The following is a 22,037-nucleotide window of genomic DNA, read 5'->3' as shown; positions in this document are numbered from 1 at the left end:
GCCGGAAACAGGGCCACTTTGACGCCATAAGACACATCCGAACCAATCAAGTGAGTAATCACTTACTAAAGTTGACTGGCTCGAAAGTCAATAGTGGGTCATGTTTAAGGTATTAAAATACCTTTATGAAAGGATCCAGCCTGCGCACCGCAGCAGGCGACAAATAGGGTAGGGTCCGGGAGTGACAAAGCATATCACCGACCGCGCAAGGATGGCCCGTCACTGGCTGATCCTTGCAGACGATCTGACCGGAGCCGCCGACTGCGCCATTGCCTTCGGCAGGATAGGGCGTGAGGCGGTCGTGACGTGGGGTGACGCCACAAAGCCCTCGCATCGCCAGGCAGCTGTTTGGGCCCATGACGTCGCAAGCCGCGGTCTTTCGTCCGAGGCCGCGGCGGCGCGCCATCTCGGCGTGCTGACACGCTTGCCAATGTCCGAACGTGCGCTGTTCAAGAAGATCGATTCAACGTTGCGGGGACAGCCCGCGGCGGAACTGGCCGCGACGCTTGCCCATCTGAAGTCAGGGGCCGAGCGGATATTTGGTGTGCTGGCACCAGCCTTTCCGGCGACCGGCCGCACCACCGTCGATGGCCGAGTCCTCGTTCACGGCGCGGCCCTGGAAGAAACCGAGCTATGGCGGCGCGATCACACCTATCCGAATGCCGACCTCGTCGACGTTCTCGCGGCCGCCGGAATTTGCGGCGAGAAGGTCACGCTTGCCGCTGTGCGTGGGGGCGATCTGCGAGCCAGGTTCGCCGCGATGGCGGATCGGTCGGCCACAATGGTTGCCATCTGTGACGCCGAGACCGAGAATGATCTGGCCCTGATCGCGGAGGCGGGGCTGCATGCATCGCCTGCGAGCGTCTTCATCGGCAGCGCGGGTCTTGCGCATGCGCTGGCGAATCTGGAGGGGCGTGGCAGCAGCGAAGCGCTGCGTATTCCCGCCAGCAAGTTCGGAACGCTCACCGTCGTCGGCTCGCTCGCCGCTGCCTCCCGTGTCGCGGCACGCCGATTGAGAGAGACGGGAACCGCCGCATATTTTCCGGTCGAACCGAAAGCCCTGGCTGGAAATGATGTCGATCGCGCGGAACTTGCTTCCGGGGTGATGGCGCGTCTCGCTGATGGTGGCGATGCTCTCGTCGAGATATCGCTGAACGATTCTCCCAACATGTCGGTAGGGCCGCCTCTGGCGCACAATCTCGCGACAGCGCTGCAAGTCGCCGCGCCTGTGATCGGTGCGATTGCGGCAACGGGCGGCGAAACCGCGGCAGCACTCTTGTCGGGCCTTGGCGTCAACGCTATCCGTCTTGCCGACGAGATCGAACCCGGCGTGTCGCTCGGCCTCACGCTGGGCTCGCTGTCCGTTCCTGTCGTCACCAAGGCAGGCGCATTCGGCGACGAGGATAGTCTTGTCCGCATCAACGAGCGCCTCCACGCCGTTCGAACCAGAGGAAGTTTTGCATGAGCCGCCCGACGATTGCGATCACGATGGGCGATCCCGCCGGCATCGGGCCCGAAGTGATCATGAAGGCGCTGGCGCAGGAGGCGGCGCGGGCAATCTGCAATCCGCTCGTGATCGGCGACGCCAACCGGCTGCGCAAGGCAGGCGGGCTTGTCGGCACGTCGGTTGCGGTCGATGCACTCGGCGATGCCAAGCAGGCGAATTTTGCCGCCAGCGCCGTGCAATGCCTGGACCTGAAATTGGTGCCGGACGATTTGCCGTTCGGCCAGGTGTCGGCAGCAGCAGGCGAGGTCGCCTATCGCTGCATCGAAAAGGCCGTCGAGGTGGTGCAGGCGGGCGACGCGCAGGCGATCTGCACGGCGCCGCTGTCGAAGGAGGCTCTTCACGCAGCCGGCCACAAATTTCCGGGCCACACCGAATTGCTGGCGCATCTCACCGGAACGCCCGAAGTCTCGATGATGCTGGTGTCATCGAAGCTCCGCGTCATTCACGTCACGACGCATATCGGTCTTCTCGATGCGATCGAGAAGATCGAGCCCGGCCTCGTCGAACGCGTGATCTCGCGCGGACACGGCGTACTGGTACGCGCCGGCATCGCCAATCCAAGAATTGGTGTTTGCGCGATCAATCCGCATGCCGGCGAAAACGGGTTGTTCGGCCGTGGCGAGGAAGCGGCGAAGATCGCGCCCGCGATTGAAGCCTGCCAGCGCCGTGGCTGGGATGTACGCGGCCCGCTGCCGGCGGACACCCTGTTCTTCCTGGCTGGCCGCGGCGATTACGACATGGTGGTTGCGATGTACCACGATCAGGGTCACGGCCCCATCAAGGTACTCGGGCTGGAAGCGGGTGTTAACATCACGGTCGGCCTGCCCGTGATCCGGACCTCGGTCGATCACGGCACGGCTTTCGACATTGCGGGCAAGGGTATCGCGGATGAGCGCAGCCTGATCGAGGCGCTGCGGCAGGCGGCCGATCTGGCGCCGGACGCGGATCTCCGCGATCGTGTGTGACTAAGTATGTGCGGCGCGCTCTATTGACGTCGCCGCGCGGGAACACATATCCCGCACCATCGATCCACGTCACCGCTCAGGAGAAAATATGGACGCGCCGCCGAAGATCGATCCCGTCACAGCGCATTCTGACAACGATGTCGTGCACTGGCTGACCAACGGCACGCGCGATCAGCGCTTCATCGACAATATCTTCGGTGAGCTTTGTATCCGGCTCCAGCAAGCCGGCATTCCCGTCAAACGGGCGTCGCTTCATATCCTGATCCACCATCCGCAATGGCTCGGCGCCCGGATCATGTGGGAAGACGGGCGCGAGGTCGAGATTGCGCGCGTGGACTACGATGTCCAGGAGCGATCCGAATATATCGGCAGTCCCGCCAACGAGATCCATGAGGTGTCACCGAAGTGCGCGAGAATCTCGAGCGCGATCCTTCGCTCGGCCGCAAGCACGCCGTCTATGACGAGATGCGGGCGAAAGGCCTGACCGACTATGTGGCGTGGCCGCTCTATCATACGCTCGGCAAGCGGCACATCGTGACCTTTGCAACCGATCGTCCAGGCGGTTTCGACGACGCGCATATCGCAGATCTATTGAAGCTGTTGCCGGTGCTGGCGCTGGTCAGTGAAATCCGGGTCAAGAACCGGCTGGCGCGTACGCTGCTGGAAACCTATGTCGGATCGCATGCCGGCGAGCTCATTCTGGCGGGCGCCACCAGGCGCGGAACCGGGACGACGGTTCGCGCCGCCATCATGATCTGCGACTTGCGTGATTTCACCCGGATCTCCGACAACTGGCCGCGCGATGACGTCATTGATCTCCTGAACGGCTATTTCGACGCGATGTCGGAGCCGATCGCGCGTCATGGCGGCGAAATACTGAAGTTCATCGGCGACGGCCTGCTCGCCATCTTTCCGCTCAGCCAGCCCCAAGCCTGTGCAAACCTGCTGCATGCCGTGACTGAGGCCCGTCAGGCCATGACGGCCCTGAACGAAAAGAACAGCGAAACCGGCCGGGCGCCGCTGAACTACGGCATCGGTGTTCACGTCGGCGACGTCATGTACGGCAATATCGGATCGCGCAGCCGGCTCGACTTCACGGTTATCGGTCCGGCGGTCAACATGGCTTCGCGTCTCGAAACCCTCACCAAGCAATTGGGGAAAACGGTGCTGCTGTCCCGCGCGTTCGCCGACTCTGTCGAAGGCGATTTCGATCTCGAACGCGTCGGTGAACATCCGGTGCGCGGCTTCAATGATCCGATCGAGCTGTTCGCGTATCACGGCTGAATGCCGATCCTGGTCCCGCGCGTCTCCGATCGCTTGACACAAGGCGTCCTTGTTCTCATTATGTTCTTTCTGCGAGAACATCGTCAAAACGACATGGGCGAACGGTCAGGATGGCAACGACAGCCACCATCCTCCATGCGGACCTGGATGCTTTCTATGCCTCGGTAGAGCAACTGCTTGATCCATCGCTGCGCGGCAAACCCATTGCCGTCGGTGGTGGGGTTGTGCTTGCCGCGTCTTACGAAGCCAAGGCCTTCGGTGTCCGCGGCGGTATGCCGGGACGACAAGCGTGCGAACTCTGTCCGCAACTTATTTTTGTCAGCGGGCATTTCAGGGAATACCAGCGGCTGGGCGATGCAGCTATCAAGGTGATCGGCGATTTCACGCCTCTCGTCGAGCGGATCTCCATCGACGAGGCCTTTGCCGACGTCGCGGGCTGCACCCATCTGTTCGGTCCGCCTGCCGAAATCGCGATGGCCATCCGCCAACGCGTGCGCGCGGAGCTTGGTCTTCCGATTTCGGTTGGTGTCGCGCGCACCAAGCATCTGGCGAAAATTGCTTCGCAGGTGGCCAAACCCGATGGGCTCGTCGTTGTCGATCCCGACACGGAGCTCGGATTCCTTCACCACCTGCCGGTCGAGCTGATGTGGGGCGTGGGTCCGGCGACGCGGACACGGCTGGCCGAAATTGGCGTGCTCACGATCGGGCAACTCGCAGCGACACCGGGATGTTCGCTCAAGCGGGTGCTTGGTGCCGCGGCAGGGACGAAACTTGCGGCGCTGGCGTGGAATCGTGATCCACGGGAAATCAGGACCCACCGCCGGGCTCGATCGGCAGGAGCGCAATCGGCGCTTGGCAGGAAACCCGCCGAAGAGCGGGTTGTTCGATCCACCTTGCTTCACCTTGCTGACCGTATCGGCAGCCGGCTCCGCGCCAAGTCCAGGCCCGGGCGGACCGTGACGGTCCGCGTTCGCTTCGCCAATCTGAATTCCGTCACGCGTTCGGTCACGCTCGACGCACCGGTTTCCGCGACCCTGATTCTGGCTGAGGTCGCCGAGGAGCTGGTGCGCGCCGTCCTCGCCGATCATCCTCACGAGAAAACCATTTCGCTGCTGGCGATTTCCGTATCGCATCTTGGAGAGCAGCGGGATGTGGAGCTCGAGCTCCCGCTCGGCCTTGGCGATGAAGCACGCCGCCCCGGCACCAAGAGAGGCATGGCACGTTGGGCGGTCGACCATGCCGTCGATAAAATCCGCGAACGCTTCGGATGGGATGCGATCGGCTACGGATCGGTGGCGCCGGGCGTCTCTTCTTCCGTCCCCGACGCGTTTCGCGAACTCGCGGAAAAGGACCTGTGAACTTCACCCGGTTCGCGCTTTCCAGCTCTTGCCTGATTTCGGGTCGTAGCGACCGCCACCGAGGTGCTCGTGGCCCCAAGTCATGATTTGCAGCAGGACGGGTTCCAGGCGTCTTCCTTCGTCGGTCAGCTGATAGGCGTATCGGACAGGGTTTTGCTGATAGGGCTCGCGTTTCACCAGCCCCCATTCCGCAAGCCTCTTGAGCCTTTCGGAGAGGATGTTCGACGGGACGCGTTCAGCGCTGTCCTGCAGCGCCTGAAAGGTCTGCTTGCTGTGCCACATCAGGTCGCGAACGATGAGAAGCGTCCACTTGTCGCCCACGACTTCCAGCGCGCGCGCGATGGAGCATGTCGATCGGAAGTCATGTCTTGCCATGGCGAACGTGCCCGCGTTTTCAGCACCGAACCTGCCCGGAACGGTGTCCCTCGATAATCTATCAGACCGACTTGCATTTTTAAAGTGTCGTGGCTAGTGTAACTTTCGATTTTAAAGTTACTGGCCGGCGCCGGGCGGCTGATCGACGTGGCGACGTCATGAACAGGATTGTACTCGCCCATGCTGCCGCGGCGGCAGCGGCCTTGATCGCGGGGGCTGCCGTCGTGGCCACGCGCTCGGTCATTGGAGAGATCGACCCGATCTCGCTGGTCTTCTATCGCTACCTGATCTCGACCGCCTGCTTTGCGCCGTTTCTGCTGGTGACGTGGCCGCGTGGCGGCCTTGCGCTGTCCGAGTGCGCAAAGATCGCCGGGTTCGGGATTCTGTTCTTTGTGCTTTTTCCCTGGGCCTTCAATGCGTCGCTTCAATACGTGCCGGCCGCACGCGGCGCGGTTGGTCTGGCGACGATACCGATCCAGACCCTGATCGTCGCAGCGATCTTTAGCCGAGAGAAGCTGACGAGTGCGAAGGTCGCAGGCGTCGTGCTGGCGTTTTCGGGCATCGCGGTGGCGTTTGGCACCGCTGCATTCGGGCGGGGAAATGCCGATTACATGGTCGGAGACGCGCTGATGCTCCTCAGCGTCCTCTGCGCCGCCATCTACTCGGTTTTCAGCCGCGCAACCCTGATGCGCCACGGGCCGATTTTCGTGACGGCATTGGCGATGGCGTTCGCTGTCGCTGTCTTGTTGCCGGTTGTCGGTCTCCAGCAAGGCAGCGTGGCTCTGCCGGTACTCAGTGCAAAAGGATGGATCGCGGTGGCGTTCCTTGGAACGGTTGCCGGTGTTCTGCAGTTTTCGCTTTTCATGTGGGCATTGCGCTGGCTGCCGCCGACGACAACCGTGTTGTACCTGACGCTCAATCCCATCACGGCGATGGCCCTGGGAATCGTGCTGCTTGGAGAATCGCTGACGGTGGAACTGGTCGCCGGTATGGCCCTCGTCCTCGTCGGCATCCTGGTTGGCAGCGGGGTCGTTTCGGCCAACAGGGATTGGGCCCGGCAGGCGTCATCGGGTCCGGCCCGCTAGAGCGAGCGAAGTGGTCGACAGGTCTGCAACCCAAATTCGACGGGGCAAGGAGGGTGGCGGTCACCGCAAGCGCCCAATATAACCCTTGTTGCTTCGGCAAGGAGGTGAGCGGTTGCGCGAACGTTATCAAGGCAAATCCCTGAACCGGCTGGAAGACCATCGCTTCCTCACCGGGCGCGGGACATACGTCGCCAATGACCACGTGGCTGATGTGCTTTACGCCCATGTGGTCCGCTCGCCGCACGCCTTCGCACGAATTACCCGGATAAGTCTGGACGCTGCCCGTGCGCTCCCCGGCGTTGTGGCGGTGCTTTGCGAAGCCGACCTCGCGGCCGATGGGATCGGCGAGTTGCCCTGCGTCACGGTGATTGACGCGGCCGAGCCGATCATCGCGCCGCCGCGCCCCGCGCTGGCCCGTGATTTCGTGCGGCATGTCGGCGATCCCGTCGTCCTGATTGTCGCAGAGACGCTGGAGGCGGCGGTGGCGGCCGCCGAAGCGGTCGACATCGCCTATGAGGCCAAGCCCTGCGTTACCATGGCGACCGCGGCGCTCAAGCCGGACGCTCCGCTGCTTTGGAAGGAGGCGCCGGGCAATTCCGCCTTCCTGTTCCATAGGGGTGACGCGGCGGCGGTTGCTGCGGCGATGGCAGAGGCCGCTCATATCGTCGAGTGCGACCTGTTCAACAACCGCGTGGTGGCCGCTCCCCTGGAGACGCGCGCCGCGATCGGCTTTCATGATCGCAAGACGGATCAATTTCTGCTGTCGGTGACTGGTCAGGCCGTTCACGACACCCGCAAGGTGCTGGCTAGCGCCGTCTTCAAGATACCGCTCGAGCGCCTGCGCGTGGTGGTGCCTGACGTCGGCGGCGGCTTCGGGATGAAGAACTACGTCTATCCCGAATATGTGCTGGTGCTGTGGGCGGCCAGGAAGCTCGGCCGCCCGGTGCGCTGGGTCTGCGAACGATCAGAAGATTTCGTCAGCTCGGCGCATGGGCGCGATTTCTTTTCCCGTGCTCGGCTGGCGCTCGACAAAGATGGCCGGTTTCTCGCGCTCGAAGTGAAGGCGGTCGCCAATATGGGCGCGTACCTGTCGACCAGCGGCCCGATCAGTTCCACCAACGCGGCCGGTAGCGCGATCGGCGGTGTCTATGACATCCCGTCAGTTTTTTACGAGGTGCGCGGCGCCTTCACCAACACGCCGCCGATCGACGCCTATCGCGGCGCCGGCAAGCCCGAGGCCAATTATCTGATCGAGCGGCTGGTGAACCTTGCATCGATCAAGTCAGGCATCGATGCCGTCAAATTGCGCCGCCGCAACATCGTCAGCAGGTTTCCGCATCGCACCGCGATGGGCATGAAGATCGACGGCGGCCGCTTCAAGGCCAATCTGGACGACGCGATCGCGCTCGCCGATCGCGACGGTTTTCGCAAGCGGCGCAAACAATCTGACAAGGCCGGCCTGCTGCGCGGCCTCGGGATTGCGTGCTTCCTCGAAACGTCCCGGGGCGTGCCGTTGGAAATGGCGCGGGCCGCATTCGAGGCCGACGGCACGGTGTCGCTGGCGGTCGGTACGCAGTCCAACGGCCAGGGGCACGAGACCGCCTATCCGCAGGTCGCGGCCGACCTGCTCGGATTGCCGATCGATGCATTCCGCTTCCAGCAGGGCGACACGGATTTTCTGCCCGGCGGCAACGGCCATGGCGGCGCGCGTTCGATGCATATGGGCGGCACAGCGCTCGTGATGGCGATCGAGAAACTGATCGAGAAGGGCCGGCTGATTTCAGCGCATCTGCTGCAGGCGCCGGCCGATCAGGTGGTGTTTGTCGATGGCCGCTTTGTCGTGAAATCCACCGAGCGCGCCATCGAGATCGGCAAGGTAGCCGATGCCGCACGGGATGCCGCCAATCTGCCGGAGGGATTGACGCCGGGGCTCGAGGGAAGTGCGACCAACAGTTCCGACCTCTACAATTTTCCGAATGGGTGTCATGTCGCGGAAGTCGAGATCGACCCTGATACCGGCGTGGTGCGGCTCGACCGCTACACCATCGTCGATGATTTCGGCCGCCTGATCAATCCGCGCGTGGCGCTCAGCCAGGTGCATGGCGGGGTGGCGCAAGGCATCGGGCAGTCGCTGCTGGAGCACATCGTGTTCGATCCCGAGGGGCAGCTGCTCAGCGGCTCTTTCATGGACTACACGCTGCCGCGCGCGCAGGATCTGCCGAGCTTCGCCGGTGGTCTGAATGAATCGTCGCCGACCAGGTCGAATCCGCTGGGCGTGAAGGGAACCGGGCAGGCCGGCAGCATCGCCGCGCCGCAAACCATCATGAACGCCGTGCTCGACGCCTTGTCACCGCTCGGTATCAATGAACTGGACATGCCGGCGACGCCGTATCTGGTGTGGAGCGCCATACAGAAAGCACGAACATCAGGACGGATTTCGAAATGAGCCAGGCCGCCTATGTCGCCGTCGATTGGGGCACCAGCAGCTTCCGCCTGTGGCTGATGAATCAAGCCGGCGACGTTCTGGCGGAACGCCGCAGCGATGAAGGCATGATGGCGGCCGCCAAGGTCGGCTTCGTCGCCGTGCTGCAGTCGCATCTCGATGCCGTCAGCGCCGCCGATCATTTGCCTGTCATCATCTGCGGCATGGCGGGAGCCCGGCAGGGCTGGGTTGAAGCGGGATATATCGACACGCCGGCAAGCCTCACATCCATCCTGCAGCGTGCCGTGCCGGTTCCCGAACAGTCGCGCGATATCCGGATCCTTCCAGGCATCGCGCAGCGCGACTCCAAAGCGCCGGACGTGATGCGCGGCGAAGAAACCCAGTTGCTCGGTGCCCTCGGTGCGGATGGCGAAGCGCTGGTCTGCATGCCCGGCACCCATTCGAAATGGGCGAGCGTGCGTGGTGGGACGGTGGAGCGCTTCACCACGTTCATGACCGGCGAACTCTTCAGCGCCATATCGCAAGGGACGATCCTGTCGCTTGCCGTGGCGAACGCGGACGAAGCCGTGGATAGCGAAGCGTTCAAATCGGCGGTCGTTGCCGCCTTTGAGGCGCCTGCCTTCACGGCCAATTTGTTGTTCCAGGTGCGCTCCGGTCAGCTTCTGTTCGGCGGCAGTCCCGCCTCGGCTCGCGAGAGAATTTCGGGAACCCTGATCGGCCTCGAACTGGCGGCGGGGCTGGCCGGCGATCGATCGAAGAGCAACATCACCCTGGTTGCGTCAGGCAGGCTCGAGGCGCTGTATCGATTGGCGTTTGACAGTCTTTCCGTTGCGGTCCAATCCATCGATTCAGATGATGCGGTCCGACGTGGTCTTGCCTCGGCTGCCAAGACCATCTGGACTTTATAGAAGGACACAAATTTGTGAACCCTGTTCCATTCCCGCCGATGAAGCGTCCGCTGGTCGCGATCTTGCGCGGCGTGAAACCCGAAGAGGCCGAGGGCATCGTCGACGTGCTGATCGAACACGGCATGACGGCGATTGAGATTCCACTCAACTCCCCGGACACGTTCCGCTCCATCGAGATCGCCGTGAAGAAAGCCCCTGCCGATATCCTGATCGGTGCGGGCACCGTACTGACGCCAGAGGATGTCGAACGGCTCCATGATGTCGGCGGGCGGCTGATGGTTTCCCCGAACGTCGACCCTGATGTCATTGCCGCCGCCTGGGATCGCGGCATGGTCACGATGCCCGGCGTCTTTACCGCGACGGAGGCGCTGCTTGCGGCCAGGGAAGGGGCTTCTGCGCTGAAATTCTTTCCGGCCGGTATCCTTGGCGCGTCGGGAATAACAGCGATCCGCGCCGTTCTTCCCGCGGGCCTGATGATCGCCGCCGTGGGCGGCATCTCCGACAAGAATTTTGCGGAATATACCAAGGCCGGAATTCACGCCTTCGGTCTCGGCACCAGCCTTTACAAACCGGGCATGACCGCGGCCGAAGTCGCCGAACGCGCCAGGGCAACGATCCGCGCCTACGACACCGCGATGCAGGAACAGAAATAATTCAGCGAACGGCTCCGGGCTTCGCCCTCATCGCCCAACGCGCCATCCGTGTGGACCGCCCCCAGAGGCAACTACGGCGTGACACGAATCAGCTGACCAGGCTGCGTTGGATCGCTGCGACTGTAGCGCCAGATCGACCGGTCGGGGAACGCCTTGCGCAGCGCGCCGACATCGGTCCCCACACGGGCATGAAGAACGGCCGCGTCCATGGATGGCGGATTGCGCACGAGGTCCCAATCATGCATGCCGAGGCCGCTGGAGGTGTCGTGAATGACGACCGCGTTCCCGGTCACGGCTTGCTGCACCAACCGAAACGGCTCCTGGCGCGAAAACACCTGGAACTGGAAGGCCGTCAGCACCAGCGGCCAGATGCCAACCAGATACAGCACGCAGGCAATCGGAGCGAGCGGCAGCATCGCGCGATCCATCGACCGCTCCAGTCTCGCGGTAACTGAAGGGAGCGCCGAAACGATGGTGACCATCATCAGAGGGAACGCATCGAAGTAAAAGCGAGGGCCATAGCGGTTGCCGCCGAGATCGGCGTAAATCACATAGGCCAGCACGAAGCCCGGAAAAATCAGATCGTAAAAGGCGAACTTGCGGTCCTTGAATTTGAGTATGAGGCAACAACAATACACGATCAGCAAAACCGGCGACGTCCACAACGCAAGTTCGACCAGGCGACCCGCGGTTATCACCACCCCATTGAAGATCCGCAAGGGGTCGAGGCTTACGAAAATATTGGATACTTCCGGCGTGTTGATGACGTAGTATGCGGTGCGGAACGGGCTGCCGGTGATCAGATAATGATAGAGCATCAGCAGCAGGAGTGCCGGGACAAGTCCTGCCGCCAGAAGTCCGATCAGGCGCGGCCATGCGTTCCGCCGCTGCCGGCTCAACCACAACAGCGTCGCCGGAATCAGCGGCAAAACGTCGTAATAGCGTGTCGCCCCCAGCAAACCGACGATGGCTCCCGCCGCGACCAGCCTGTGCCCCCGCGGAATCTCACCATCCGGCAGCAGGCAGAGGCAGAACGACAGGATCAGCAGTGACGCGAGGACGTGCGGAAAATACGAAGCCGCGTTCATGACGTAGAACGGGGTCAGCGCAAAAAGCGCCGCCGCGACGACAGCCGCGGATGGATTACCGACACGCCGGCAAAACGCGGCAAGCGCCACGACGCTGGCTCCACCCAGCAAGGCATTTACCGTCCATGGCGGTATTCCCAGCAGCAACCCTGCCGAGAGCACCATCGGCCATGCCGGTGGGGACTGGCTGACCCATTTGGATTCGAAAAGATAGGTGCGGAACGGGATCAAATCCGTTCCCAGAATTGGCGGGGCTTCCCACAATCGAAACGCAGCAAACGCGCGCGCCTGAAACAGATAGCAGTCCTCGTCGCCGGAATTCGGAAACCGGTCCAGGATGAAGTAGGCCACTGCCAACGGCAGCAGCATCGCGGCGATGACGGTCACGGATATGCACCAATTCGTCCGTGCCCCGATCCAGGAAACGATCTTCCCGGTTATTCGATCAACCTCGCCAACGGGGCTGATTGCAGCGCCGATCATAATGAAACCGATGCAGAGCCCGGTTTGGATGGCGAACGTCCAGCGCAGGTCGTCCAACGGACCTGCGCAGTCGCCCGCGATCCGGCCAGGGCATGGTGTGAACCAGAGGGCTCCCTGCAGCCATGGCACAATGAGTACAAACGCTAAACCCAGTCCCAGCAGAGCGAGCCAGCGAGATCGCGGCAACATTCGGCTTTGTCGAACGCCCAGCACGTCAACGCTATCCGCATTCATGGCTAGATCCCTTGCGCGTCACGCATATGATTCAGGCGCTCTCGCTGTTCCACTGCAATGGCAGGACAGCGTGACGGAAGCCAATACGAAAATTGCAAAATATGGCGGCCTGTAATTCTCGGGAAGGGCTGCAAAACAGGGCTCCTCAATGACGCCGGTCAATGCGCGGTGCTGCCCCTTTTGCCTATGCTAGATTCCGTAATGTTCGCTTAAATAGATCGCATGATTTGAAACGCCGGGCGCAACCTTCCAATCGCGAGCCAGGCGCAATCGCCCGGCGCAATGGTTAACGCAGGCCTAATGGCAACTTGCGACGAAGTGGACGCGCCTCAGGTCACCGGTCCCGGCGTGAACAGCGTCAGATCGTTGTGAATGCCCCAGCGGTCGGACCACACTTTGGTGCGGCCGCTCGCGACATCGAGGATCAGGCGGAACAGGTCCCAGCCGGTTTCCTCGATCGTCGCTTCGCCGGTGGCGATGCGGCCGGCGTCGAAATCGATCAGGTCCTTCCAGCGCCGCGCCAGTTCGGTGCGCGTCGAGACCTTGATGACGGGGGCGGCGGCGAGCCCGTAGGGCGTGCCGCGGCCGGTCGTGAACACCTGCAGCGTCATTCCCGACGCAAGCTGCAGCGTGCCGCAGATGAAGTCGCTGGCGGGCGTTGCCGCGAAGATCATGCCTTTAGTTCGCACGCGCTCGCCCGGCGCCAGCACGTCGACGATCGCGCTGGTGCCTGATTTGACGATCGAGCCGAGTGACTTCTCCACGATATTGGCGAGCCCGCCCTTCTTGTTGCCGGGCGTGGTGTTGGCGCTGCGGTCGGCGTCGCCCTTGGCGAGATAGCCGTCATACCAGTCCATTTCGCGGATCAGCGCGCGGCCGACCTCTTCGTTGGCGGCACGCCGCGTCAACAGATGTATGGCGTCGCGCACTTCGGTGACTTCGGAAAACATCACGGCTGCGCCTGCGCGCACCAATAGATCGGCGGCGAAGCCGAGCGCGGGATTGGCGGTCACCCCGGAAAAGGCGTCCGAGCCGCCGCATTGCAGGCCGATCACGAGGTCGGAGGCGGGGCAGGTTTCGCGGCGGCGCGCATTGAGCACGGCAAGTCGCGCGTCTGCCATCTCCATGATGGCGTCGACGATGGCGCCAAACCCGTCGAACGCTTCGTCCTGCATCCGCACGACGCTGCTGTCGGTCCCTTCCGGCAGCAACCGCTCGGGAACCAGTTTCTCGCAGCCGAGGCCGACGACCATCACCTCGCCGCCGAAATTCGGGTTCAGCGCGAGGTTCTGCAGGGTGCGTATCGGCACGATCGCCAGCGGCGCATTGATCGCTACGCCGCAGCCGTAATTATGCGTCAGCCCGACGACGTCGTCGACATTGGGATATTTCGGCAGCAGCTCGGCCTTGATGCGCTTGATCGCAAACTGCAGCGTGCCGGCGACGCATTGTACGCTGGTCGAGATCGCCAGCACATTCTTGGTGCCAACCGAACCATCGGGATTGCGAAAGCCCTCGAACGTGTATCCCTCGAGCGGAGCCTGCGGGGCCGGGACGGCGGTGGCGAGTTCGAGGCTGTCCAGTTCCGGCGGCGTCGGCATGTCGATGCGCGCCTCGTCGACCCATTCGCCGGCCAGGATAGACTTTGCCGCGGTGCCGATCACCTCGTTGTAGCGGCGGATCGGCTCGCCCGGCGCAATATCCGACAGCGCCACCTTGTGGCCCTGCGGCACGAAGGTGCGCAGCTCGAGACCGCAGGCAAAACGGCTCTTCGCCGGCAGGCCGCGATCATTGACCACGATCGCGACATTGTCGTTGGGGTCGAGCCGGATGTAGCGCGGCTCAAAGGCCTGCGCCGTCGCAGTTCCTGTCACGAAATTCTCCTTAAGCGTGCTTCCTGCCGCATCCCCGCGCCAGTCCGGACAAGTATAGGCCGTTTTGGCGAGTATATGAAACTCACGCATCTGACGCATGGCGATGATCAGCTTCCGCACGCATTCAGCCATTGTGACGAGGCCGGCCAGTGCGCTAGCCTCCGTGCCAAGAAAATGTGTCAAGAAACGCCAAAGAGAAAACGAAGGGGCATGCATGGGCAAGAAGATAGCGATCGTCGGAGCCGGCGCCGTCGGCGGATATGCCGGGGCCCATATGGTGCAGGCGGGCGAGGACGTGACGTTCATCGATCCCTGGCCCGAGCATGTCGAGCATATGCGAAAGCACGGCCTGCGCGTCACCCACGCGATGGATGTTCCGGAGTTCTCGGTTCCCGTGCGCGCGCTGCACGTTACGGACGCGCAGCAGCTTGCGAAGGAGGCGCCGGTCGACATCGCCTTCGTCTGCATGAAATCCTACGACACCGCCTGGGCCACCATGCTGATCCGGCAATATCTGGCGCCGGACGGTTATGTCGTCTCGCTGCAGAACTGCATGAATGAAGAAACCATCGCCGGCATCGTCGGCTGGGGCAAGACGCTCGGCTGCATCGCCAGCAGCATCACGGTCAATTTGCCCGAGCCCGGCCACATCCATCGCGGCGCCGGCAAGCACGGGGCCGCGCACACGGTGTTTCGCGCCGGCGAAGTGCACGGCCGCATCACGCCACGGGCGGAGGAAATCTGCCGCCTGGTCGGTTACACCGACAGCGCCAAGGTCACCAGCAACCTGTGGGGCGAACGCTGGTCCAAGCTGGTCGCCAACGTCATGGGCAACGGGCTCTCCGCCTGCACCGGCATGACCGGCGGCCAGATGCTGGAGAGCGAACCGATCCGCCGCTTCTCCACCCGGCTCGGCAGCGAGGCCATTCGCGTCGGCCAGGCGCATGGCTATCAGCTTGAGGAGATCCTGCATCTGCCGCCGGAAACGATCGCGCGGGCCGGCGAGGGCGACGAGGCGGCGATGCGCGCCTGTGACGAGCAGCGCTTTGCGGACGGCAAGCGCACGGCATCAGGGCAACGTCCCTCGATGGGCCAGGACATGCAGAAGGGCCGGCGCACCGAGATCGAATTCATCAACGGCTTTGTGGTCGATGAGGGCGAGAAGATAGGGATCGCATGCCGCGCCAATGCCGCGCTGACGGATATCGTGATGCGCGTCGAACGCGGTGAGCTGAAGCCGGATCCGCGGCACATCACCGAGCTGCGGTTGAACTGAGGCCCACGCGATTGCGATCAACACCACCGCCTATCATGGGGCTATGATTTTCCCTGAGTTGTCGTAACCTCCATCGCCAGAGATATTGGGAGGTGTGCCATGCGTCTCTTTCTTTATGGGTTTATGTTGATGGCTTCGATTTCGACGGCGGCTGCGGATTCAAAAACAGATGCGCTTCAGATCATCGATAGATGGGCCAAGGCATTCACAGCGTCGGACGTTGACGCGATCGTCAAACTTTATGCGCCGGACGCGTTGTTCATGGGGACTGGAAGCAAGGCAGTCGTGACCAAGCCCGAGGGTATCAGAACCTATTTTGAAGCCGCGCTTCTCAACAACCGGCCGAGAGGGGCGACCCTCGACAGCTATGAATCGATGGTGCTCTCTGACAACGCCGTGCTGGTGACCGGTCTCGATACGACGACCCGTGTCAAAGACGGAACCCCGATCAGCGCATCCGGACGGGTCACTTTCGTGGTGGCAAAACGCGGCGCCGATTGGCAGATCGTGCATTTCCATCGGTCGGCCATGCCGCAATAAGCGGCTGGATGTCTTGGCGGGCGCTGGACCAATCCTGCGCCAGCCCTTAAGTAATCCCGATGGACATTGCATCGGACGCGCCGCAGTCGCGCTATTTTCAGTCGCAGGGGCTCAAGCTTCATTTCACGGATTGGGGTAACGCGCATGCGCCGCCATTGCTGCTGGTGCATGGCGGCCTCGACCACTCCCGCAGCTGGGACTATCTGGCGCGAGCGTTGGCTGCGAATTATCACGTCGTGGCGCCCGATTTGCGCGGTCACGGCGATTCCGGCTGGGCTTTCGGCTCCAGCTATAGCCTTGCCGACCACGTCTACGATCTGACCGGCCTGGTGAAAGCGGAAGGTTTTGAGAAGGTCGCCATCGTCGGCCATTCGATGGGCGGCATGGTCAGCCTGACCTATGCCGGCGCCTTTCCGGATAGAGTCTCGAAGCTGGTCGTGCTCGACGGCGTGACCAATTTTCCGGCGCGCCGCCCCAAACCCGCCGACGTCAGGATATCGGATTGGGCCGGCGACCTCGACAAGCTGGCGCAGCGGAAAATCCATCGCTATCAGACCGTGGCCGATGGCGCCGATCGGATCGTCGGCCGCAACCCGCGGCTGACGCGCGCGCAGGCGATGCATCTGGCCACCCACGGCATGAAGCGCAACGACGACGGCAGTTTCAGCTGGAAGTACGATCCCTATTTGCGGGCGCGGGCGCCGTACCGGCTGTCGCTCGAAGACAATATCGGGCTGTGGTCACGCATCGCGTGCCCGACGCTGCTGGTTGCGGCCAGCGAGAGCTTTCTGCCCGATCCCGAGAAGGCCGGCGTGATGTCGCATTTCAAACACGCCGAACTCGCCAAGATCGCCGGCGCCGGCCACTGGCTGCAGCACGACAGGCCGGATGAGGTGCTGGGATTGATCCAGCGGTTTCTTACGCAATCTTGAGGGCTGGCGTAGCACGGCCCGGCGGTTCATCGATTTCCTCCACGCCGGCAGCCGTCCGGCAGATCATCATCGCTTCACGCAAGTTCCCCGCGGCGATGTCGGCTTTGGCCGCCTCCCGCAGTTCTTCCAGCGCTTCCTTGTCGAGGTTCTCGGCCCAGCAACCGAGCATGATGATCGTGGCCTTTGGCAATCGGCGACGCAGCCGCCGAACCGAGTAGCGCATATGGGCGGGACTGCTGGCGTCGAGGTAGGACAGGCAGACGATCGCGACACCGCTGAAATCCAGCTGCACGATCCTGGTCGACGAGAGTGCGTCCGCAGGCTCGACGCGCGCACCGAGGCCGTGCGCGTCGGAAAGCTGGGCAAACAGCACCGCTGCGGCTTCGTCGAGCGGGGTGCGTCCGGCCAGGCAGAGCACCGGCGCTTCTCCCTGCCAATGAAGCGGTAGATCGGCTTTTTGCACGACCGGCAAATTGCTTGATATCGCGGCATCCGGGACGGTTTCGACCGCGGCCGCCGCCTCCGCATCCATGGTCGGCGAGGTCACCTCGGGGATCGAATCATCCTGGGTGGAAAGGTCGCTGGCAAACTCGGTAACGGCGTCGCGAATCTTGATCATGCGCGCCTGGTCCAGGGCATCGCGCTTGGCATCTGCCTGCGCCAGTTGAAGGCCTCTCAGGGCGACCTCGTCGAAATAGGAAGACAGCGATTTCTCCTTCAGGAATTCTTCGGCCTTTCCTGCCGCCTCGATCGGATCGCCGGCCAGCATTCGCTGGTAGAACATTTCCGGCGGTGACAATGCGGGCCTGTCGCCAAAAATCACGTCGAGAAATTCGAGCCGCTCGACATGACGTCCGAGGACGACGAGGCAAACCGTCAAGGGCGTTGCAAGGACGAGCCCGATGGGCCCCCACAATGCGGTCCAGAACGTCGCTGAAGCGACGATGGCGACGGGAGAAAGTCCGGTGCTCTGGCCGTAGGCGAGAGGCTCCACGACCTGGCTTATGATCGGTCCGACTCCCAGAAAGAGCACGACCGTCCATACGAGCATCGACCAGCCCGGATCGACGGCGGCCGCCAACGCCAGCGGAAAAGCCGCCGAGATGGCTGTGCCGATGTAGGGAACGAACCGCAGCACGGCCGCCAGAATGCCCCAGAGGATCGCGCTGGGAATACCTATGAACGATAGTCCCGCCCCGATGATCACGCCGAAAGTGGCGTTGATCATCAACTGAGCCAGAAACAGCCGGCTGAGGCGCGTAGCCGCATCGTCCAGCGCCGCTGTCGTGCGTTGCAGATCATGCGAGCCCGCCAATCGAATAAGGCGGTTTCGCAGATCCTCGCGCTGGATCAGGATGAAGATGACGAAAATGATGATGATGCCGGTGGTCGCCAGCGGATTGAGCAATGGTGCGATCAAGGTTCGCAGATTCTCCAGCGCTCCCGGGTCGGGCTGGCGCACTTCAACGGGGATAGGCAAGGCCGTGACGGCAGCATTCGGCGCGCCGAGACGCGGGATGGCACCGCGGACCGATTTATCATCCTTCGGCCTGTCGAGTTCCCGGCTCAATTCCTGGAGCATGTCCGCCGCACGTTCGAGGGTGCCGCTGCTCGCCGTAACGCCGCGCACTGACTTGATCTTTTCGCGCATCGTCGATTGATAAACCGGCAGGTCTCCGGCCAATTGGTTCAATTGATTGGCGATCAGGGTGCCCAGGCCGAAGATCACGGAGAATGCCAGAAAGACGATGCCCACGACAGCAAGGCTGCGGGGAACGCGGGCGCGCTGCAGCAGTCCGACCGGCGGTCCGAGCACAAAGCTGAGAAGGATAGCGAGCGCGATGGGTACGAAAATTTCTCGGCCGAAATACAGCGCCGCAATGAACAATGCAGCCATGATCGAGCAGGCGACGGCACTCAGTAAAGCCAGCAGCTCGTCCATCGTGCGTCCGGCGCTGACTTTTCTGGTGATCAAGCTCATTGAGGCTTTCCGAGGCGTTGCAGGAAATAGACGCCGGGCACGGGGAACAAAGAATGGTTTGAATAGGCGGCTCAAGCTGGTTCTCCCGTAACCAAGGCGCGACCGGCGCATAGGTTGCACCGGGTAAGGCAGCCTATTCACCGGGGACCATGGAACCTTTTCGCGAATTGCGATCCGGCCTTCGTCAGAGGCCTCTGGCGAGCAGGTTGCCAGCCCGGCGCGGTCCGCGACATCGAACAAATCCGGCAGCAACGCGTTATTCCAGATGCAGAAAAGCAAACCACGATGCGCCGGCCCAATGAGCATGCAGCCCGTCGATCACGGCTCGACGAGGCCCGCACCGTTGCTTCCTGCAATGCCTGGCTCGGACGACGCAGAGAGGAAATCCCTACCGAAAACCAAACTGACCAGAGCCGACGCCGTCCGCGCTGCGAAGGCCAGGATCATGCGGCGCAATTCACTGCGAAAGCAGCGGCTGGCGCAAAAGGGATGACACCGGAAACCTCAATTTCTGGAATCGTTATCCCGATCCAGCTTTTGAAGGTATGACAGCCCATGCACGGTCAAGCGGTGCTCGTTCGTTTCGCCGTCGACGTATAATTTCATCAGATGCCTTGAAAGACGCTCGCGGGCGCCCTTCGTCTCGGAACGGTCCGCAAGGGCGCCGTAGATGCTCAGCGCGCGGTCAACGGGTAGCGTTTGCATTGGCCCAGCTCATCGGTTGGAGTTCGATCTGAAGAGGTAAAGTCCGGTGCCCCGTATCGTTCCGGCGTTATGCTGATGCAATTGTGAGCGTCAGGTCCGGAAAAACACGAAAAGGACAACCGCCAACGTGACCACGGCAATACTCAGGCTGATGAGGAGCAAAAACAGTATCGACGGTCCAGGCTCGGCCTGGCGAGCTTCTATTGGCGTTTCGATAATGACGCCGTGTTTTTTGATGGCCATACGGTTGCGTTCCTTCGCTCGTTCCAGCGGTTCATGGGCATTGGTAGATAGCCTCAGACTCCTGGATCGAGACTGGTTCGGTCGGACACCGGTATTGGCTATCCCTTGCTGGAGACCAAGCCGCCTGGCTCATGATGGTTCCGGCCAATCAGCGACCCGCTGGCTCTACCCGCCCTGCGAAGCTAGTATCCCGCTACCTGATGCGGCCTGAATAGCCGGCCCTTCTCCACCACCAGCACGACGCCGAGCGACGCCAGCGTACACAGGAAGAAACCGGTCGCGAACGGCAGCAGCGTGCCGTCGTAATCCTGGCCGATCGTGGTGCCGATGCCGATGCCGAGCAGGGTGGTGATCGATCCGTACAGCGACGAGGCGGTGCCGGCGATATGGCCCTGCGGCTCCATCGCCAGAGCCGTGAAGTTGGCGATCATCAGCCCGAACGAAAACATCATCAGCGCCGACAGCGCCATGAACAGCGGCAACGGCAGCATCTGCAATTTCACCGCCGCCAGCATGATTCCCGATACGGCGACGTAGCCCAGCAACGCGGCGTGTGAAATCACGCGCATGCCCAGACGATTGACGAAGCGGGAGTTGACGAAGCCGGCAATCGCCGTGCCGATCGCGATGCCCGCGAACGCAATCGGAAAATAATGCCCGAGCCTGTAGATATCGGTGAATACCTGTTGCGATGTGAACACATAAGCGAACAGCGAGCCGAGCACTCCGCCGGAGACCAGCGCGTAGCCCAACGTCTGGCGGTTGGTGACGGTCTGGCGGAAGGCGTCGAGGATGTCGCGGACGGCGAGCGACCGGCGCAGCGGAACCGGCAGTGTCTCCGGCATGCGCCACGCGCTCCAGATCAGCGTCACCACGCCATAGACCATCAGCACGATGAAGATGCCGCGCCATTGCGTCAGCAGCAGCACCGCCTGGCCGAACGACGGCGCGATGACGGGCACCGCGATGAACACCATCATCGCCAGCGACATCACGCTCGCCATGCGGCGGCCGGCGTAGCAGTCGCGCACGATCGAGGTGGCAATGACGCGGGTCGCCGAGGTGCCGAGGCCCTGCAGCGCGCGCGCCAGCAACAAGGTCTCGAACGAGGGGGCGGCGATCGCCAGCAGGCTCGCGATAAAATAGACGGTCATGCCGCCGAGCAGCACCGGCCGGCGGCCGAAGCGGTCGGACAACGGCCCCATCACGAACTGGCCGACGCCGAAGCCGACCAGGAAGATCGACAGCACCATTTGCGGGCGGTTGGCGTCGGCGAGGTGGAACGCGGAGCGGATGTTCGGCAGCGCCGGCAGCATCATGTCCATCGCCAGCGGGTTCAGCGCCATGATGGAGGCGATGATGACGACGAATTCGGGGAAGCCCATCGGGCGATGGCCTGAGGAAACCCAGGCATTGGCATTGATTTCAGACACTTACGACCTCGCTTCAGGCCGTGAATCTATTCCTTTTGTTGCGCCGCACAATGCCCAATCCGGGATGGCTGCCCGTCGGGGAGGGATGGGGTTGTGGGTAAGGTTTGGACGGTCGCGCCACGCGAAAGGTCTGCTCCCTCCCCCCTTGCGGGGGAGGGCTGGGGAGAGGGGTTCTCACGAGCAGTCCCGATGACGCCACCCCTCTCCCTAACCCTCCCCCGCAAGGGGGGGAGGGAACGCACGGTTCGCGCGATTTGCTGCTCGCACATCAATGCAGTAGCCGCGTCGGGCAAATCACTTCTGTTATTCAGAAGTCATGTCAAGCCCCAAAATAAAAAATATTTCTGTTTTACAGAAAGGCAAATCAGGTGCATATCTTTGGCCATCCCGTCCCACTCAGAGGGCGTCGGCCGTCGTCACGGACGTTGGACGGGTTGCGATGGACGCTGATGTCGCGGAGACGTAACGCGACAGAGGCGTACGGCGAAGACGCGTGGTCCTGGCGCCCGTTGCCGGCGTCAAGTTCCTGAGAGGCCAAAAGCTGATCAGGGGCGACGGAGTCAATCAAGAACTCGTCTCCGGGGAGAGCGCGATATAAGCCGTAAAGCCATTGCGCAGGGAATGTCGGATGTTCTCCGCTGCCCTGTATGCTCGTGTGCACTTTGTTTTG

Annotated in this window: 17 protein-coding genes and 1 pseudogene; 12 read left to right on the top strand and 6 right to left on the bottom strand. The window is 62.4% G+C overall.

Translation table 11 applies throughout. The annotated features are described in order from the left end of the window. Window positions 1-181: 181 nt before the first annotated feature. From JQ575_RS22815 to dinB, 4 genes and pseudogenes are all read left to right on the top strand, one after another. On the top strand, window positions 182-1,465 hold the full coding sequence (locus tag JQ575_RS22815) for a four-carbon acid sugar kinase family protein (RefSeq protein WP_312015997.1): 1,284 nt from the start codon (window positions 182-184) through the stop codon (window positions 1,463-1,465). After that, window positions 1,462-2,472, top strand: a complete 1,011-nt coding sequence (gene pdxA / locus JQ575_RS22810; protein ID WP_212035402.1) for a 4-hydroxythreonine-4-phosphate dehydrogenase PdxA — start codon at window positions 1,462-1,464, stop codon at window positions 2,470-2,472. The genes JQ575_RS22815 and pdxA overlap by 4 nt, the downstream gene beginning before the upstream one ends. A gap of 88 nt (window positions 2,473-2,560) precedes the next feature. Then, window positions 2,561-3,756 (top strand): annotated as a pseudogene (locus JQ575_RS22805) (adenylate/guanylate cyclase domain-containing protein). Window positions 3,757-3,866: 110 nt separating this feature from the next. Then, a complete protein-coding gene (gene dinB, locus JQ575_RS22800; protein WP_212035401.1) occupies window positions 3,867-5,114 on the top strand; it encodes a DNA polymerase IV in 1,248 nt (415 codons plus the stop codon). 3 nt (window positions 5,115-5,117) lie between these two features. Here the strand turns inward: dinB and JQ575_RS22795 are convergent, their stop codons facing one another. Beyond that, complete coding sequence (locus tag JQ575_RS22795) at window positions 5,118-5,489, bottom strand: helix-turn-helix domain-containing protein (protein WP_212035400.1); 372 nt, start codon at window positions 5,487-5,489, stop codon at window positions 5,118-5,120. Window positions 5,490-5,647: 158 nt separating this feature from the next. Between JQ575_RS22795 and JQ575_RS22790 the strand changes: the two genes are divergently transcribed. The 4 genes from JQ575_RS22790 to JQ575_RS22775 all read left to right on the top strand — a co-directional run bounded on the left by JQ575_RS22790 (window position 5,648) and on the right by JQ575_RS22775 (window position 10,578). Beyond that, window positions 5,648-6,574, top strand: a complete 927-nt coding sequence (locus JQ575_RS22790; RefSeq protein ID WP_212035399.1) for a DMT family transporter — start codon at window positions 5,648-5,650, stop codon at window positions 6,572-6,574. A 112-nt stretch (window positions 6,575-6,686) separates the two neighbouring features. Then, entirely contained in the window at window positions 6,687-9,020 is a 2,334-nt protein-coding gene (locus JQ575_RS22785; RefSeq protein WP_212035398.1) for a xanthine dehydrogenase family protein molybdopterin-binding subunit, read from the top strand. Then, window positions 9,017-9,925 (top strand): 2-dehydro-3-deoxygalactonokinase, encoded by a 909-nt coding sequence (locus JQ575_RS22780; protein ID WP_212035397.1) that lies wholly within the window; start codon window positions 9,017-9,019, stop codon window positions 9,923-9,925. The genes JQ575_RS22785 and JQ575_RS22780 overlap by 4 nt, the downstream gene beginning before the upstream one ends. A gap of 14 nt (window positions 9,926-9,939) precedes the next feature. Then, window positions 9,940-10,578 (top strand): 2-dehydro-3-deoxy-6-phosphogalactonate aldolase, encoded by a 639-nt coding sequence (locus JQ575_RS22775; protein WP_212035396.1) that lies wholly within the window; start codon window positions 9,940-9,942, stop codon window positions 10,576-10,578. 71 nt (window positions 10,579-10,649) lie between these two features. On the opposite strand, the gene JQ575_RS22770 is transcribed toward JQ575_RS22775, so the two are convergent. Both JQ575_RS22770 and garD read right to left on the bottom strand, forming a co-directional pair. Beyond that, complete coding sequence (locus JQ575_RS22770; RefSeq protein WP_212035395.1) at window positions 10,650-12,053, bottom strand: glycosyltransferase family 39 protein; 1,404 nt, start codon at window positions 12,051-12,053, stop codon at window positions 10,650-10,652. 659 nt (window positions 12,054-12,712) lie between these two features. Continuing rightward, window positions 12,713-14,257 carry a galactarate dehydratase gene (gene garD / locus JQ575_RS22765; RefSeq protein ID WP_312015996.1) on the bottom strand — a complete coding sequence of 515 codons (1,545 nt, stop codon included), beginning with the start codon at window positions 14,255-14,257 and terminating at the stop codon, window positions 12,713-12,715. 214 nt (window positions 14,258-14,471) lie between these two features. Between garD and JQ575_RS22760 the strand changes: the two genes are divergently transcribed. From JQ575_RS22760 to JQ575_RS22750, 3 genes are all read left to right on the top strand, one after another. Then, window positions 14,472-15,533 carry a ketopantoate reductase family protein gene (locus JQ575_RS22760; RefSeq protein ID WP_212035394.1) on the top strand — a complete coding sequence of 354 codons (1,062 nt, stop codon included), beginning with the start codon at window positions 14,472-14,474 and terminating at the stop codon, window positions 15,531-15,533. 99 nt (window positions 15,534-15,632) lie between these two features. Then, a complete protein-coding gene (locus tag JQ575_RS22755; RefSeq protein ID WP_212035393.1) occupies window positions 15,633-16,073 on the top strand; it encodes an SgcJ/EcaC family oxidoreductase in 441 nt (146 codons plus the stop codon). 59 nt (window positions 16,074-16,132) lie between these two features. After that, window positions 16,133-17,005 (top strand): alpha/beta fold hydrolase, encoded by an 873-nt coding sequence (locus JQ575_RS22750; protein WP_212035392.1) that lies wholly within the window; start codon window positions 16,133-16,135, stop codon window positions 17,003-17,005. Here JQ575_RS22750 and JQ575_RS22745 read toward each other — a convergent pair. Continuing rightward, window positions 16,992-18,986, bottom strand: a complete 1,995-nt coding sequence (locus tag JQ575_RS22745) for an AI-2E family transporter (RefSeq protein ID WP_212035391.1) — start codon at window positions 18,984-18,986, stop codon at window positions 16,992-16,994. The genes JQ575_RS22750 and JQ575_RS22745 overlap by 14 nt on opposite strands. Window positions 18,987-19,271: 285 nt before the next feature. Here JQ575_RS22745 and JQ575_RS22740 point away from each other — a divergent pair, with 285 nt between their 5' ends. After that, on the top strand, window positions 19,272-19,535 hold the full coding sequence (locus tag JQ575_RS22740; protein ID WP_212035390.1) for a hypothetical protein: 264 nt from the start codon (window positions 19,272-19,274) through the stop codon (window positions 19,533-19,535). A gap of 246 nt (window positions 19,536-19,781) precedes the next feature. Here JQ575_RS22740 and JQ575_RS22735 read toward each other — a convergent pair whose 3' ends face one another. Further along, entirely contained in the window at window positions 19,782-19,934 is a 153-nt protein-coding gene (locus JQ575_RS22735; RefSeq protein WP_212035389.1) for a hypothetical protein, read from the bottom strand. A gap of 182 nt (window positions 19,935-20,116) precedes the next feature. Then, the gene (locus JQ575_RS22730) at window positions 20,117-21,367 is read right to left on the bottom strand and encodes a multidrug effflux MFS transporter (RefSeq protein ID WP_312015995.1); all 1,251 of its coding nucleotides are present in this window, start codon (window positions 21,365-21,367) and stop codon (window positions 20,117-20,119) included. Window positions 21,368-22,037 lie beyond the last annotated feature (670 nt).

This window comes from Bradyrhizobium sp. JYMT SZCCT0428 (genome assembly GCF_018131075.1).
GTDB lineage: Bacteria > Pseudomonadota > Alphaproteobacteria > Rhizobiales > Xanthobacteraceae > Bradyrhizobium.
The sequence above is the reverse complement of the archived record's forward strand: the minus strand, read 5'-3'. Positions and strand labels throughout refer to the sequence as shown.

Bases quoted from the DNA above. Each gene is read 5' to 3' on its own strand.
- pdxA (WP_212035402.1), top strand. From the start codon at position 1,462: ATGAGCCGCCCGACGATTGCGATCACGATGGGCGATCCCGCCGGCATC.
- dinB (WP_212035401.1), top strand. From the start codon at position 3,867: ATGGCAACGACAGCCACCATCCTCCATGCGGACCTGGATGCTTTCTAT.
- JQ575_RS22795 (WP_212035400.1), bottom strand. From the start codon at position 5,489: ATGGCAAGACATGACTTCCGATCGACATGCTCCATCGCGCGCGCGCTG.
- JQ575_RS22790 (WP_212035399.1), top strand. From the start codon at position 5,648: ATGAACAGGATTGTACTCGCCCATGCTGCCGCGGCGGCAGCGGCCTTG.
- JQ575_RS22780 (WP_212035397.1), top strand. From the start codon at position 9,017: ATGAGCCAGGCCGCCTATGTCGCCGTCGATTGGGGCACCAGCAGCTTC.
- JQ575_RS22760 (WP_212035394.1), top strand. From the start codon at position 14,472: ATGGGCAAGAAGATAGCGATCGTCGGAGCCGGCGCCGTCGGCGGATAT.
- JQ575_RS22755 (WP_212035393.1), top strand. From the start codon at position 15,633: ATGCGTCTCTTTCTTTATGGGTTTATGTTGATGGCTTCGATTTCGACG.
- JQ575_RS22750 (WP_212035392.1), top strand. From the start codon at position 16,133: ATGGACATTGCATCGGACGCGCCGCAGTCGCGCTATTTTCAGTCGCAG.
- JQ575_RS22745 (WP_212035391.1), bottom strand. From the start codon at position 18,986: ATGAGCTTGATCACCAGAAAAGTCAGCGCCGGACGCACGATGGACGAG.
- JQ575_RS22740 (WP_212035390.1), top strand. From the start codon at position 19,272: ATGCGCCGGCCCAATGAGCATGCAGCCCGTCGATCACGGCTCGACGAG.
- JQ575_RS22735 (WP_212035389.1), bottom strand. From the start codon at position 19,934: ATGGCCATCAAAAAACACGGCGTCATTATCGAAACGCCAATAGAAGCT.